A 13,384-nucleotide genomic window follows, 5' to 3' on the forward strand; every position below is an offset into this window, starting at 1 on the left:
GATCTTCCGTTCCCCCTCGGGGGCCCGGCCTCACGAAGAAGACTTTAGCGTGTTTCCAGGGTGCTCGTGCGCACCAAGCGCGTGCCGCGCCCCGGCGAGGATCGCGCCGTACTGGATGGCCACCAGGTGAGCGATGGGTATCGTCTGGTCGGACATCTCGTTTTCCGCGTCCGCACACCACTTCTCGTAGATCTCCGACAGCGCGCGGCAGCCCCTGCGGATGGCCGGAGTCCCGTTGCCGATGGCGAGTTCCCCTTCGAGGCCGCGCAGCAGCATCCCCCCGAACCGCAGCCGGTAGCTGTGCACGAGATCGCGGCACGACGAGACTTCGGCGGCGGTCGCGAAGCGCGACGCAGCAGGAGCGGAAGACCGGTTCTCGTCGGTCGCGGCGATGCTGGCCAGCATCGGGATGAAGAAGCGGGAGGCGCGGATAAACGGGGAGGAGCTGATCAGGTCGGCCGTCACGCCGTTCAGGGTCTCTTCGAGGATCGTCGCGGTGTCGCGCAGGTGGACGGCCTGGGTGCGGATCAGGTCCCCGTACGAGATCGAGGTCTCCGACGTGTCGCCGGCGGCCGGGTCGACCCAATAGGGGAGTTCGGCGGTGAGGCAGAGCGTGCCCCAGCGGGCCGCGTAGGTGTCGGAGGCGGCGCCGGTGATCACTTCGGTCGGGTCCTGGCCGAGGGCCTCCACGTAGTCGTAGGTCTCCTCCATGCGCGGGGTGAGGAAGATCGCGGGGGCGAGCTGGCCGATGGCGGGGTGTTCGGGTTCGCCGACGTGCAGGGGGAGGCCGAACACGGCGGGGAGTTCGGCGAGCACCGACTGGAGTTCGGGTTCGGGGCGGGACAGGTAGTAGAAGACGCCGCCGAGTTCTCCGTTGTGGAGGGTGGTCAGGAAGGCGGGGCGGGTGCGGTCGATCAGGCGCATCAGGGCCAGGGTCTCCGGCAGGACGCGGTCGAAATAGGAGCGTTTGTAGGTGAAGGGGAAGGTCCATTCGACCTGTTCGTCCCCGGCGGGGCGGTAGAAGTGCCGTCCGTAGTGGGCTTTGGTGTACGGGCCGGCGAACCAGCCCTCGTTCAGGCGGGTGCCGTCGGGGTCGAGGCAGCCGACGATGTGCCAGCGGGCGCCGTTCCGTAACGCGCGGTCCTCGCAGAGCCGGCGGGCCAGGTGCATGACCGTGAGGCCGCCGATGGGCTCGTTCGGGTGCGGTCCGGCGGCGACCACGATGTCGCGGTCGCCGTCGCCGATGGTGAGGCACAGGAGGGGGTCGCCGAGGCGTGAGGTGCCGATGCGGTCGATCGAGGCGAGGTCGCGGTGCGCGGCGGCCAGGCGGGTCAGACAGTCGTTGACCTCGTCGACGGTGGCGAACCGGTCGTACTCGGGGACGGTGCCGAGTTCACGCGTCAGTTCGGGAGCAAGCATCCCTTAAGTTTGCACACGGACCATACCCCCTATAAAGACACAAAGACTGACAAATAAGGTTTGCGCATGTCTCTGCTGTTCAGGAATGCCCAAGTTGGGGTTGGTGGGTCGCTCACTTCGTTCGCGATCTCGGAGGCCGGGCGTGTCGTCGCCCCCGATGCCATCGTGCCCGACGAAGTGATCGATCTCCAGGGTGCGATCGTGCTGCCCGGTCTCGTGGACGCCCACGTGCACTCCGTGCAGTGGGCCCAGAACCGCCGCCGCACCGACCTCTCGGCCGCGACCTCCGCCGCGCACGCCGTGTCGATCATTCTTTCCTCTGTACGACCTGGGGAGCCCACCCTCGGCTTCGGCTTCCGGGACGTGTTCTGGGCCGACGAGATGCACAAGGACCTCCTCCCGGGCGAGCACCCGATCATCCTGGTCAGCAACGACCTCCACACCGCCTGGTTCAACCAGGCCGCGCTCGACCTCATCGGCCGGGGCGACCACCCGACCGGGGTCCTCCTCGAAGGCGACTGCTTCCGCGGCCTGGCCGCCCTCCCGCCGCCGCCCGCCGACCAGGTCGACGCCTGGGTGGCCGAGGCCATGACGGCCGCCGCGGCACGCGGCGTGACGGGGGTCATCGATTTCGAGTACGCCGACAACGTGACCGACTGGCAGCGCCGCCGGACCGACGTGCGGGTGGCCTGTTCGATCCCCCGTGACCGCCTGGAGGAGGCGGTCGCCCGCGGGCTGCGTACCGGACAGGAGATCTCGGAGTTTCTCACGGTCGGGCCGGTGAAGATGTTCGTGGACGGGTCTCTCAACACCCGGACCGCCTACTGCGCCGACCCCTATCCCGGCACGACCTCCCGGGGCCTGCTGGAGCTCCCGCCGGAGGAACTGGCCGCCACGATGGCGCTGGCCGCCCGGAACGGGATCCACCCCGCCGTGCACGCCATCGGCGACGACGCCGTCACCATCGCCCTCGACGCCTTCCACGACCTCGGCTGTCCCGGACGGATCGAGCACGCCCAACTCGTCTCCCGCAAGGACTTCCCCCGGTTCGCGTTGAAGGGCCTGGTCGCGGGCGTCCAGCCGGCGCACCAGCCCGACGACCGGGAGGTCGCCGACCTCCAGTGGCACGGGCGGACCGACCGGGCCTACGCCTTCGCCGACCTGCTCGCCTCCGGGGGCACGATCGAGATCGGCTCCGACGCCCCGGTGTCGCCCCTCGACCCGTGGGACGGCATCGCTTCGGCCGTCACCCGGACCGACGACGACCGCCCGGCCTGGCACCCGGAGCAGGCCATTCCGCTCGCCACCGCCCTGGCGGCCGCCTCTCAGGGCAGGGCGGGAGTCCACGAAGGAGACATCGCCGATCTCGTCATCGTGGGTGACATGTCCGACCTGCGCCATCCGGAGGTCCTCGGAACGGTGCTCGCCGGGAGGTGGACGTACAGAAACGGGGTTTGATGCCCGATTCCGGGCAGGATTCTTGGTATTCCCGGTTCCTCCTCCGTAAGGTCCACTCCTGTGCCGTTCGACGACCTCATCGCCCACCTCATGCGGACGACCTCGCTCGGTCCGGGTGAGGCGGCACGGGTGGTCGCCGACGTGCTCGGTTACTTCGGCGAGAGCACCGAGGCCTTTGTCAGGCGTCGGCACGCCGAAATGCGGGCACGTGGGCTCGGCAACGACGAGATCTTCCGCCGGGTGGCCCTCGAGCTGCCCGCGCGCCGGGTCGCGGCACCGGAGCTGTCGCAGCGCCAGCTCCGCCGGATCATCTACGGAGGGTGAACTACATGTGCGGAATCGTGGCCTACGTCGGGCCCAAGGACGCCGCGCCCATTCTGCTGGAGGGGCTCCAGAGGCTCGAATACCGCGGCTACGACTCCGCGGGCGTCGCCGTCGTCGCGTCGAAGACGCTCAAGAACCGCAAGGTCAAGGGCCGCGTGGCCGACCTCGCGGCGGTGATGCCGGCCCGGTTCAAGGGCACGACCGGCATCGGCCACACCCGCTGGGCCACCCACGGCGTGCCGAGCGACGTCAACGCCCACCCGCACCTGTCGACCGACGAGCGGATCGCGGTCGTCCACAACGGCATCATCGAGAACGCCGACGCGCTGCGGCAGCGTCTCGAAGGTGAGGGGATCAAGTTCCTCAGCGAGACCGACACCGAGGTGCTCGCCCACCTGATCAGCCGCGCCGTCGAGGAGACCGACTCGCTCGAAGACGCGGTCCGGCGCGCGCTGAAGAGCGTCGTCGGCACGTACGGCATCGCCGTCGTCGACGCGCAGCGCCCCGGCGAGGTCGTGGTGGCCCGGCTGGGCAGCCCGATCGTGCTCGGCATCGGCGAGAAGGAGATGTTCGCCGCCTCCGACGTGGCCGCGCTGGTCCGTTACACCCGCCAGGTCGTCCACCTGGAGGACGGCGAACTGGCCGTGCTCAAGGCCGACGGCTTCCACACCTTCGGCGGCGACGCGCGGGAGACCGCGAAGGAGCCGCTGACGGTCGACTGGGAGACCGCCAACTACGACACCGGCGGCTACGAGCACTACCTGCTCAAGGAGATCTCCGAGCAGCCCGACACGATCGCCCGCACCCTGCGCGGCCGTCTCGACGACCGCTTCCACGTCGCCCACCTGGGCGGCCTGAACATGGACGCGCGGGAGACCCGCTCGTTCAAGCGCGTCAAGATCATCGGCTGTGGCTCGGCCTACTACTCGGGCCAGATCGGCGCCCAGCTCATCGAGGAACTGGCCCGCATCCCCGCCGACGCCGAACCCGCCTCCGAGTTCCGCTACCGCAGCCCGGTCGTCGAGGCCGACACCCTGTACGTCGCCATCAGCCAGTCGGGCGAGACCTACGACACCCTGGCGGCCGTCCAGGAGCTCAAGCGCAAGGGCGGCCGGGTGCTCGGCATCGTCAACACCGTGGGCTCCGCGATCGCCCGTGAGTGCGACGGCGGCGTCTACCTGCACGCGGGCCCCGAGGTCTCGGTCGCCTCGACCAAGGCGTTCACCTCCACGGCGGCGGCCTTCGCCCTGCTGGCCCTGCACCTCGGGCGGGTCCGCGACCTGTCGCCCGCCGACGGCCGCCGCATCTGCGAGGGCCTGCGCGCGCTGCCCGACCAGATCAAGGAGATCCTCACCCAGGAGGAGCAGATCAGGGCGCTGGCCCACAAGTACGCGTCGTCGTCCGGGATGATGTTCATCGGCCGGGTGCGCGGCTATCCGGTGGCCCGCGAGGGCGCGCAGAAGCTCAAAGAGGTCTCCTACGTCCACGCCGAGGCCTACCCGGCGAGCGAGCTCAAGCACGGCCCGCTGGCCCTGATCGGGCCGGACATGCCGACCGTCGCGGTCGTCCCCGACGACGAGATGCTCGACAAGAACCTCACCACGCTCGGCGAGATCCGGGCCCGCAGCGGCCGGATCCTCATGATCGGCCACCGCGAGTCCGACCAGGCCGACGACTGCATCGTCGTCCCGAAGAACCAGAACGAGCTCGACCCCATCCTGCTGACGATCCCGCTCCAGCTCTTCGCCTACCACGCCGCCGTCGCCCTGGGCCGCGACGTCGACAAGCCCCGCAACCTCGCCAAGAGCGTGACCGTGGAGTGAACTCAGCGCCGGCGATGCCACCATCGCCGGGGCCTCCGCAGGCGGGCCAGTTCCTCCAGGGTTCTGATCGACGCCTCTCGCAGGTGCGGTTCGCCGGTTGACGCGTACATCTCCTGCTGGCCTTCGGCCGCGAGGGTCAGCAGCGTGACGCGGTCGGCCAGGGGGAACCGGTCGATCGCCCGGAGCAGGCCGTCGACGTCACCCGTCACGAGTCCGCGCAGGTAGGCGCCCATGACCGAGCCGGGAGGGAAGGTTTCGACCGTCTCGCGGAGTGACGTCACGTCGTCGGTCATGAAGGCCGGGAGCATGGCCAAGAGCGGTTCGTTGTCCGCCGCTGTGGCCATGCGCCGGTTCTCGCCCTCGGCGAGGGCCTGGAGGTTGTCGACCAGGGTGATCAGGTGAGGGTCGCCGAGTTCCTCCGCGCGGGTTCTCGCGGCGGCCAGGTCAGCGAGATCTTTGGTCTGGGTGTAGGTGACGATCAGGGCGGAGATCGCTGGGTCCACCCGCCCATTCTGGCTCCGCCGTCGTTTTCCGGGGTCGCATCGTGGTCACGATCAGCAGGGCCAGGAGGGCGAATCCCGCCGCCGTCAGGAACGTCGCCTGCAGTCCGCCCGCCGCGTGGACGGTCACCAGCACCGCCAGGCCCAGCGATCCGCCGATCTGGTTCATCGCCTGGAGCAGGCCCGACGCGGCCCCGGCGTCGTCGACCGCCACTCCGTTGATGATCCGCATGCTCATCACGACCAGGGCCGCCGCGACGCCCGCGCCCATGAGGATCAGCGGGACGAAGATGCCCGGGAAGTAGCCGCCGAGCCGCGACAGCCAGACGTGCCCGATCGCGATGAGCAGCAGTCCGGCCACCACCGCCACCTGCGGCCTGACCACGCTCAGGATCCGGCCCGCGAGCTGGGACAGCGTCAGGATCGTCAGCGCCAGGGGGAGGAAGGCCAGGCCGGCCTGGAGTGGGGTGTAGCCGAGGCCGATCTGCACCCATTGGGTGAGGAAGAAGAACATGCCGAGCATCGAGGCCGGGACCAGCAGCATCGCCGCGTAACCGGCCACCCGGGCGGGCTCCGACAGCAGGCGCAGCGGCATCACCGGCTGCGCGGCCCGCCGCTCGACCCGGATGAACAGCGCGAGCAGCGCCAGGCCGCCGGCCAGGGACGCCAGTGCCCCCACGTCGGTCCAGCCGCGTTCGGAGGCGCGGACCAATCCGTACACGAGACCGGACGAACCGGTCGTGGCGGTGACGGCTCCGGCCAGGTCGAAGCGGCCGGGGACCCGCTCCGTTTCGCGGACGAACACCGGGGTCAGGGCCAGGATCGCCAGCCCGATGGGGACGTTCACGAACATCACCCAGCGCCACGACACCAAGTCGGTCAGCACGCCGCCCGCCAGCAGCCCGATCGCGGCCCCCGCCGCTCCGACCGAGGTGAAGACGGCGATGGCGCGGTCGCGGAGCGGGCCTGCCGGGAAGTTGCCGGTGATCAGCGCCATGCCGGCCGGGCCGGCCAGGGCGCCGCCGACGCCCTGGAGCACCCGGGCGGCGATCATGGTCTCGGGGCCCGGGGCGAAGCCGCCCAGCAGGGAGGCCAGCGTGAAGATCAGCACTCCGGCCATCAGCGCTCGGCGGCGGCCGAAGATGTCGCCGATCCGGCCGCCGAGCAGCAGCAGCCCGCCGAGGGCCAGCATGTACGCGTTCATCACCCAGGACAGCCCTCCGGGGCTGAAGCCGAGCTCCTCCTGGATGCCGGGGAGGGCGACGGTCACGATCGTGCCGTCGAGGATCAGCATGAGCTGGGCGAGGGCGATGACGAGCAGCGTGATGCGCTGTCGAGGGTTCATGGGGAGGCCCTTCGGGCGATAAAATAATCGGAGGCCGACTCCGGTAAATATACGGAGGCCGCCTCCGCTTATGCAAGGGAGTTGTCGTGAGAGCCGATGCGCGCCGTAACTACGACCGTCTGCTGACCGAGGCCGGCGCGGCGTTCGCGGAGAAGGGCACCGAGGCGTCGCTGGAAGACATCGCCAAGGCCGCCGGGGTCGGCGTCGGCACTCTCTACCGGCACTTCCCGACCCGGCAGGACCTGATCATGGCCGTGCTCCGCGACGGCTTCGACGCGATGGCGACCACCGCGACCGAGCTGAAGTGCGACGACCCGGGCCTCGCCCTGCGGCAGTGGCTGCTGGCCCAGCTCGGCCACATCACCGCCACCCGCGGTCTGGCCGCCGAGATGTCGGTGGCCATCAACAACCCCGAATCTCCTCTGTACGGTTCGTGCGAGATCCTCTTCGCCGTCAGCACCGACCTGCTCGACCGGGCCAAGGAGGCCGGCCTGGTGCGTCCCGACCTGACCCAGGCCGACCTGTCGAGCGTCGTCCAGGGAATCGCGTGGTCGTGTGAGAGCGACCCGGCCCGGCAGGAACGCCTGCTCGACCTGTTCCTCGAAGGCGTGCTGCTGTAAGTTTCAGGCTTCCACGCAGGTCGGAGCCTCTGCGGGAGAGCGGCGATAGGTCGCTTCACCAGGCCGACCTACCGTCCGTGACATGAGACGCATCGCCCTCGTGGCGGCGCTGCTCGGCGGTTTCGTCCTCTTCGGCGTCACCCCCGCGCACGCCGCACCCGTCATCTGTGAGAAGTACGGTGCCACCACCGTCCAGTCCGGCCGCTACGTTGTGATCAACAACGTGTGGGGCGCGAACACCCCCCAGTGCATCGACGTCAACCAGGCGGGTGGCTTCACCATCCAGTCGGCCGGCCACAACAACGCCACCAACGGCGCCCCGGCCTCCTACCCGACGATCTACGCGGGCTGCCACTACGCCAACTGCTCGACCGGCAGTAGCCTGCCCATGCAGGCCTCCTCGTCCGCGTTCGGCAACGTCCGGACCAGCGTCAGCATGAGCTACCCGTCGAGCGGCACGTGGGACGCCGCGTACGACATCTGGTTCGACCCGACGCCCCGTACCGACGGGCAGAACACGGGCGCCGAGGTCATGATCTGGCTCAACCGCCAGGGCTCCATCCAGCCGATCGGCAGCCAGGTCGGGACGGTGAGCCTGGCCGGGGGGACCTGGCAGGTCTGGTTCGGCAACATCGGCTGGAACGTCATCTCGTACGTCCGCACGTCCGCCACCTCGTCGATGGACTTCGCGGTGAACACCTTCTACAGCGACGCGGTCTCCCGCGGCTACGCGCAGCGGTCGTGGTATCTGACCAGCGTGCAGGCCGGTTTCGAACCGTGGATCGGCGGCGCGGGGCTGACGGTGAACAACTTCACGTACACGACCAGCGGTGGTTCCAACCAGGACACCACCGCCCCCAGCGCGCCCTCGAACCTGACGGCGAGTGGGACCAGCCTGACGTGGGGGGCCTCCAGCGACAACGTCGGCGTGGCGGGCTACCGGATCTACCGCCGCCAGGGGACCAGCGGATCGTTCGCGCAGGTCGGGACGTCGTCGTCGACCTCGTTCTCGGCCACCGGCCTGTCGGCGTCGACGACCTACCAGTTCTACGTGACGGCCTACGACGCCGCCGGGAACGTCTCGTCGCAGTCGAACACGGTGTCCCTGACGACGGGCTCAGGAAGCGGGCAGACCGGCGGTTGCACCGTCCGGTTCGACCAGTGGGGCGGCGGCTACGTCGCCCAGTTCACGCTGACCGGCCCGGCGTCGAACTGGTCGCTGCCGTTCACGCTGCCCTCGGGCCACCAGATCACGTCGAGCTGGAGCTCACAGGTCGCCGTCAGCGGGTCGAACGTGACGATCACCGGCATGAGCTACAACGCCAGCCTGAGCTCGGGCCAGAGCACCAACTTCGGCTTCCAGGCCACCCGGCCGGGCAGCAGCGGAGTCCCGGCGATCTCCGGATGCACTCAGGTTTGACCTGGAGTGCACTCCAGGGTTCAGGGTGGAGATCATGACCTCCTTAGTGCTCGGGGCCATGAACTTCGGCACCCTGACCGACGAACGCACCTCGTTCGCGCTGCTCGACCGGTTCGTCGACGCCGGTGGCACGGTGATCGACACCGCCAACTGCTACGCGTTCTGGAACGACCCCGGCGGTAGGGGCGGCCAGAGCGAGCTGCTGATGGGCCGCTGGCTGGCCGCCCGTCCGGGCCTGCGCGACCGGCTCACCCTGGCCACCAAGGCCGGGGCCGAGCCGGTCGGCCCGGGGGAGTGGCCCGCCAACCGCGAGGGCCTGTCGGCGCGCGCCCTCAAGGAAGCCCTGCACCAGAGCCTCGACCGCCTCGGGATCGACCACGTGGAGCTGTTCTGGACCCACATGGAAGATCGTTCCGTCCCCCTGGAGGAGACGGCCGAGGCGCTCGCGGGCCTGGTCGCCGACGGCCTCACCGGCCGCGTGGGCGTCTCCAACCACCCCACGTGGCGGGTCGAACGCGCCCGCGCCCTGGGCGCCCCGTATGCGGCGCTGCAGTTGCGTTATTCGTACCTGACCCCGAGACCCTGGACCCGGGTGGAGGGCGTCAACCACCGTTTCGCGTGGGTGACCGACGAGACCCTCGACTACGTGGCCTCGGAAGGCCTCGATCTCTGGGCCTACACGCCTCTCATCTCCGGTTCCTATGTACGACCTGAGCGCCCCTTCCCCGAGGCCTATGACCACCCCGGGAACACCAGGAAGCTCCAGGCGCTTACACAGGTGGCCGACGGCCTCGGGGCGACCCGGAACCAGGTCGTGCTGGCCTGGCTGCTCGCGAACGGGGTCAGCCCGATCATCGGGCCCTCCACGATCGCCCAGCTGGACGAACTGCTGACCCTCCCCCGGCTCTCCCCCGGGGACCTGGCGGCGCTGGACGTCTAGCCGGGATCGCGGTGCGTGACGAACCACCACGCGCCCGCGACGAGGGCCCCCGCGAGTCCGGCTGTGATCGCGGCCTCCACCGCGCCGAGCGTGGCGGAGGACCAGCCGAACTCGCGGGTGGCCCGGTTGCGCAGCCCCTCGGCCATGAGCTGGCAGGCGGCGACCCCGAAGAACGCTGACCCCATCGCGACGGTCGTCCTTTTCGTCACGGCACTCCAGAACGTGCCCAGGGCCACCCCGAAGAGCGTCCAGGTGAACGGGAGCGGACCCCACAGTTCCTGCGGCAGCGTTCGCAGCGACCACCAGATCAGCGCGGTGACCAGTCCCGTGGTGACCAGCGCGAGCCCCGCCGCGGTGAGGACCTGCGGGGCCAGCCAGCGGCTGCGGGTGACGCTCTGCGTCCAGGCGAACTGGTGGGTGCCGCGTTCGTACTCCCGCGACAGCAGCGGCGCCCCGAGGAACACCCCCATGACCAGGGGGAGGTAGGCGAACAGGCTGGCCGAGATGCCCCGCATGCCCGGGTAGAGCCGCTCGAGGGTGACGAGCCCCGTCCACAGCACGACCACGAGGGCCATACTGATCATGCGGATGCGGTGCTGCCGGATCGCGAGCCAGGTCACAACGCCACCGGCCTCGGGACGAGCACCGCGTCGGGCGCCCTGAGATAACCGAGCACCATGTCCTCCAGGGAGAGCTCGCGGACCGTCCAGCGGGGGTCGTGGATCGGGCCGTTCAACCTGACGAGCAGGGTCGTCTGCCGCTCGGTCTCGCTGCTGCCGACGACGTCGTAGGCGCCGGCGGGAGCCGTACCGGACGGCCCGATGAGCAGCCGATGCGCGGACACCAGCTCCTCGATGTCCCCGGCGACCTGCACCTTGCCCCGCGACACCAGGATGAGGTGATCACAGACCTCGGCCAGCTCGGCGACCACATGCGACGAGAGCAGCACCGTGAGCCCGCGTTCGGCGACGGCGGACATGAGGCCCTCCATGACCTCGTGGCGGGCGAGGGGGTCGAGGTTGGCGAGGGGCTCGTCGAGGACGACGAGATCGGCCCGCTTGGCGATGGCCAGCGTGATCGCGACCTGGGCCCGTTGGCCGCCTGAGAGCTGGCGGACTTTCTTGGACGTGGGGATGCCGAGATCGTCGAGCCTCTTCGTGGCGCCGGGGGTGTCGAAGCGGGGGTTGAGCGCGGCACCCGCCTTGATGGTCTCGGCGACGGTGAGCTCGGGGTAGAGGGGTTTGTCCTGCGCGACGAACGCGACCCTCGGCAGGTTCGCGCCCCGTGGCGGCTGGCCGAACACCTTGACCTCGCCTTCGTCGGCCCTCCGCAGCCCGACGGCGAGCCGCATCAACGACGACTTCCCGGCGCCATTGGGCCCGACCAAGGCCGCCACCCGACCTTGCGGCACACTGGCGAAACACCCACGGAGGGCCCAGGCCCGGCCGTACCGAAGCCCGGCACCGGTCACCTCAAGGGCGGGCACGTGTCCCGAAATTTCGGTATGTGCATGGTGAGCGGCAACGTCCTGGATCATGCCTCGCCTCCTGTGCCTGGCGATGGGTGGGGGAGTGGCGGGACCGGCTCATGCCGTCCCGTAATTTCGTGATGTACGCCGCCGGTGGCAAGGTCATGGATCATGTCCGCGCTGCCTACGCGTGGCCTTAGCGCTCCTAACGAAATGAAGCCGGCCGAATCCGGTGCCGGTGAGGCGCGATGCATCACCTGTATCGGCGGCGCGTGGCGACGGTGAGTTGTCGGGCACCGGAGCCTTTTTGTCAGGGCCTCCTCGACGCGAGCGCCTCCCAGGTGAGGAGGGGGGAGCGCGGGGATCGGTTGGGGCGGTGTGCGGCGCTGTCCGGAGATTTCGAGATGCGCGTGGTGCGCGGTCATGCCGTCGCCTCCGCCGAGCCGTCGGCCAGGGCCGATTCCACGAGGGCTCTGATGTCATCGGGTGCCAGTCCGGCCGCTAGCGCCTCGCGCACCCACGTCGTCAGGCCTCGTTCCAGGACGGGGTCACGTGGCCGTCCCAGTGAGCGGCGCACGAAGGTTCCCAGGCCCGGGCGGGGCTCCACCAAGCCCCGGGACTCCAGTTCCCGGTAGGCCCGCAGGACCGTGTTGGGGTTGATGGCGAGCTTGCCCACCACCTCGGCCGCCGTCGGGAGGCGGTCCCCCGGGCTCAGGCGGCCTAGCCGCATGGCCTGTTCGACCTGCTGGACGATCTGCATGTACGTCGCCACGCCCGACCTCTTGTCGAGCGAGAACTCGATCACACTCATCACCTCAATCCACTAATGCATTAGTTAATTGATGAAATCGATCAACGTCAACCCAGACCCCGCCTATGTGACGTTGAGTAATCGGACATATGCTCATCGTGTAACCGAAGGGAGGGCGGAGTGCGGCGTCGGGAGTTCCTCCTGTGGGGAGCCGGGCTTGCCGCATTGGCCGCCGGCTGCGGGGCAGACCCACGTCCATTGGGCGTGCCGCTCTCCCTGGTCGTCCCGGCCACGGTGGGCGGCCAGGACGACCGGTTCGCCCACGAGCTGCGCACGGTGGTCCGGCGGCGCGGCCTCGCCCACGCCGTCAACGTCACCACCTGCGACGGCGACAAGGCCACGATCAGGGGCTTCGCCCACGGGAAGAGCCACGGCAGGCTGCTGGTCGCCGGTCCGGCGCTGGTCAACACCGTCGGCACCGTCCCGCTGGCGCGGATGGCCGGTGAATGGTCGGTGGTCGTCGCGCCGATGGGCTCCAAGGTCCGCGACTTCGACGGCCTGGCCGCCACCCTGCGCCGCAACACCGCGTCGATCCTCATGGGTGGTCGCACCTACGGTGGCCCCGACCACGTGCTGTGCGGTCTCATCGCGAAAGGTCTCGGGGCCGACGCCCGGCTGGTCGACTACGCCGCCTTTCCCGACAAGGACGGCCTCCTCAGCGCGCTCCTCGACGGCCGCATCGCCGCCGGGGTCGGCGGCGTCGCCCAGCTCGCGCCGCAGATCCGCGCGGGCCGCATCAGGGCCCTCGCCGTCTCCGCACCCGAGCGCCTGCCGGAGGTCGATGCGCCGACCCTCATGGAATCGGGTGTACGCCACATCCACGCCGACTGGCGCGGCCTTCTGGCGCCCGGTTCCCTCCGGGACGAAGACCGGGCCCACCTGCTCGACATCTGCCGCGGCGTCAGCGCGTCGGCGGAATGGCGTGCCTCCTGCCGCCGTCACCGCTGGACCCCGCTCTACCTCGACGGTCCCGACTTCCACGACTGGTTCGGCGTCGAAACCATCCGCTCGCGGGACATCCTGACTGACTTGGGCATCAGGCAATAGGGAGATGAATCGGTCTTCGGCGATTAAGGCTTTGGAGCTTGCCCGATCGACTTTCTCTGCGGCTTGGCCCGGACTCTGCGTCCGAGATCGGACTCTGGGTCCATGGCCCATCTCTGTGTCCGAGCCCCGACCCTGTGTCCGAGCCCCGACCCTGTGTCCGAGCCCCGACCCTGTGTCCGAGCCCCGACCCTGTGTCCGAGCCCCGACCC

Annotated in this window: 13 protein-coding genes; 7 read left to right on the forward strand and 6 right to left on the reverse strand. The window is 69.7% G+C overall.

Going from position 1 to position 13,384, the window contains the following annotated elements; genetic code table 11:
• Positions 1-30: 30 nt before the first annotated feature.
• Positions 31-1,419 (reverse strand): M14 family zinc carboxypeptidase, encoded by a 1,389-nt coding sequence (locus tag ACYQ78_RS29135; protein ID WP_459804137.1) that lies wholly within the window; start codon positions 1,417-1,419, stop codon positions 31-33.
• 66 nt (positions 1,420-1,485) lie between these two features.
• Between ACYQ78_RS29135 and ACYQ78_RS29140 the strand changes: the two genes are divergently transcribed.
• Genes ACYQ78_RS29140 through glmS form a run of 3 tightly spaced genes read left to right on the forward strand, consistent with a single transcriptional unit; the run spans position 1,486 to position 5,024 of the window.
• Complete coding sequence (locus tag ACYQ78_RS29140; protein WP_459804138.1) at positions 1,486-2,877, forward strand: amidohydrolase; 1,392 nt, start codon at positions 1,486-1,488, stop codon at positions 2,875-2,877.
• A 60-nt stretch (positions 2,878-2,937) separates the two neighbouring features.
• Positions 2,938-3,201 (forward strand): hypothetical protein, encoded by a 264-nt coding sequence (locus ACYQ78_RS29145; RefSeq protein ID WP_459804139.1) that lies wholly within the window; start codon positions 2,938-2,940, stop codon positions 3,199-3,201.
• Between the two features lie 5 nt (positions 3,202-3,206).
• Positions 3,207-5,024, forward strand: a complete 1,818-nt coding sequence (gene glmS / locus ACYQ78_RS29150) for a glutamine--fructose-6-phosphate transaminase (isomerizing) (RefSeq protein WP_459804140.1) — start codon at positions 3,207-3,209, stop codon at positions 5,022-5,024.
• Between the two features lie 2 nt (positions 5,025-5,026).
• Here the strand turns inward: glmS and ACYQ78_RS29155 are convergent, their stop codons facing one another.
• Together ACYQ78_RS29155 and ACYQ78_RS29160 are read right to left on the reverse strand one after the other, a co-directional pair.
• Positions 5,027-5,527: a hypothetical protein gene (locus tag ACYQ78_RS29155; protein ID WP_459804141.1), complete on the reverse strand. Its 501-nt coding sequence runs from the start codon at positions 5,525-5,527 to the stop codon at positions 5,027-5,029.
• Positions 5,469-6,869: an MFS transporter gene (locus ACYQ78_RS29160; RefSeq protein ID WP_459804142.1), complete on the reverse strand. Its 1,401-nt coding sequence runs from the start codon at positions 6,867-6,869 to the stop codon at positions 5,469-5,471. Before ACYQ78_RS29160 ends, ACYQ78_RS29155 begins: the two co-directional genes overlap by 59 nt.
• Before the next feature lie 86 nt (positions 6,870-6,955).
• Between ACYQ78_RS29160 and ACYQ78_RS29165 the strand changes: the two genes are divergently transcribed.
• The 3 genes from ACYQ78_RS29165 (at position 6,956) to ACYQ78_RS29175 (ending at position 9,849) form a co-directional block, all read left to right on the forward strand.
• Positions 6,956-7,489, forward strand: coding sequence for a TetR/AcrR family transcriptional regulator (locus ACYQ78_RS29165; RefSeq protein WP_459804143.1), 534 nt, complete (start codon positions 6,956-6,958; stop codon positions 7,487-7,489).
• Between the two features lie 82 nt (positions 7,490-7,571).
• On the forward strand, positions 7,572-8,909 hold the full coding sequence (locus tag ACYQ78_RS29170; protein ID WP_459804144.1) for a GH12 family glycosyl hydrolase domain-containing protein: 1,338 nt from the start codon (positions 7,572-7,574) through the stop codon (positions 8,907-8,909).
• A gap of 34 nt (positions 8,910-8,943) precedes the next feature.
• Complete coding sequence (locus ACYQ78_RS29175; RefSeq protein ID WP_459804145.1) at positions 8,944-9,849, forward strand: aldo/keto reductase; 906 nt, start codon at positions 8,944-8,946, stop codon at positions 9,847-9,849.
• Here ACYQ78_RS29175 and ACYQ78_RS29180 read toward each other — a convergent pair.
• The 3 genes from ACYQ78_RS29180 to ACYQ78_RS29190 all read right to left on the reverse strand — a co-directional run bounded on the left by ACYQ78_RS29180 (position 9,846) and on the right by ACYQ78_RS29190 (position 12,128).
• Positions 9,846-10,469 (reverse strand): hypothetical protein, encoded by a 624-nt coding sequence (locus ACYQ78_RS29180; RefSeq protein ID WP_459804146.1) that lies wholly within the window; start codon positions 10,467-10,469, stop codon positions 9,846-9,848. The genes ACYQ78_RS29175 and ACYQ78_RS29180 overlap by 4 nt on opposite strands.
• Entirely contained in the window at positions 10,466-11,386 is a 921-nt protein-coding gene (locus ACYQ78_RS29185) for an ABC transporter ATP-binding protein (RefSeq protein WP_459804147.1), read from the reverse strand. The genes ACYQ78_RS29180 and ACYQ78_RS29185 overlap by 4 nt, the downstream gene beginning before the upstream one ends.
• A gap of 352 nt (positions 11,387-11,738) precedes the next feature.
• Positions 11,739-12,128 carry a GntR family transcriptional regulator gene (locus ACYQ78_RS29190; RefSeq protein WP_459804148.1) on the reverse strand — a complete coding sequence of 130 codons (390 nt, stop codon included), beginning with the start codon at positions 12,126-12,128 and terminating at the stop codon, positions 11,739-11,741.
• Between the two features lie 120 nt (positions 12,129-12,248).
• On the opposite strand from ACYQ78_RS29190, the gene ACYQ78_RS29195 reads away from it, so the two are divergent.
• Positions 12,249-13,175 carry a Bug family tripartite tricarboxylate transporter substrate binding protein gene (locus ACYQ78_RS29195; RefSeq protein WP_459804149.1) on the forward strand — a complete coding sequence of 309 codons (927 nt, stop codon included), beginning with the start codon at positions 12,249-12,251 and terminating at the stop codon, positions 13,173-13,175.
• Positions 13,176-13,384 lie beyond the last annotated feature (209 nt).

The sequence above is a fragment of the Herbidospora sp. RD11066 genome (assembly GCF_054661255.1).

Excerpts from the sequence above, each read along its gene's own strand:
- ACYQ78_RS29175 (WP_459804145.1), top strand. The coding sequence starts at position 8,944 with ATGACCTCCTTAGTGCTCGGGGCCATGAACTTCGGCACCCTGACCGAC.
- ACYQ78_RS29135 (WP_459804137.1), bottom strand. The coding sequence starts at position 1,419 with ATGCTTGCTCCCGAACTGACGCGTGAACTCGGCACCGTCCCCGAGTAC.
- ACYQ78_RS29170 (WP_459804144.1), top strand. The coding sequence starts at position 7,572 with ATGAGACGCATCGCCCTCGTGGCGGCGCTGCTCGGCGGTTTCGTCCTC.
- glmS (WP_459804140.1), top strand. The coding sequence starts at position 3,207 with ATGTGCGGAATCGTGGCCTACGTCGGGCCCAAGGACGCCGCGCCCATT.
- ACYQ78_RS29185 (WP_459804147.1), bottom strand. The coding sequence starts at position 11,386 with ATGATCCAGGACGTTGCCGCTCACCATGCACATACCGAAATTTCGGGA.
- ACYQ78_RS29140 (WP_459804138.1), top strand. The coding sequence starts at position 1,486 with ATGTCTCTGCTGTTCAGGAATGCCCAAGTTGGGGTTGGTGGGTCGCTC.
- ACYQ78_RS29160 (WP_459804142.1), bottom strand. The coding sequence starts at position 6,869 with ATGAACCCTCGACAGCGCATCACGCTGCTCGTCATCGCCCTCGCCCAG.
- ACYQ78_RS29190 (WP_459804148.1), bottom strand. The coding sequence starts at position 12,128 with ATGAGTGTGATCGAGTTCTCGCTCGACAAGAGGTCGGGCGTGGCGACG.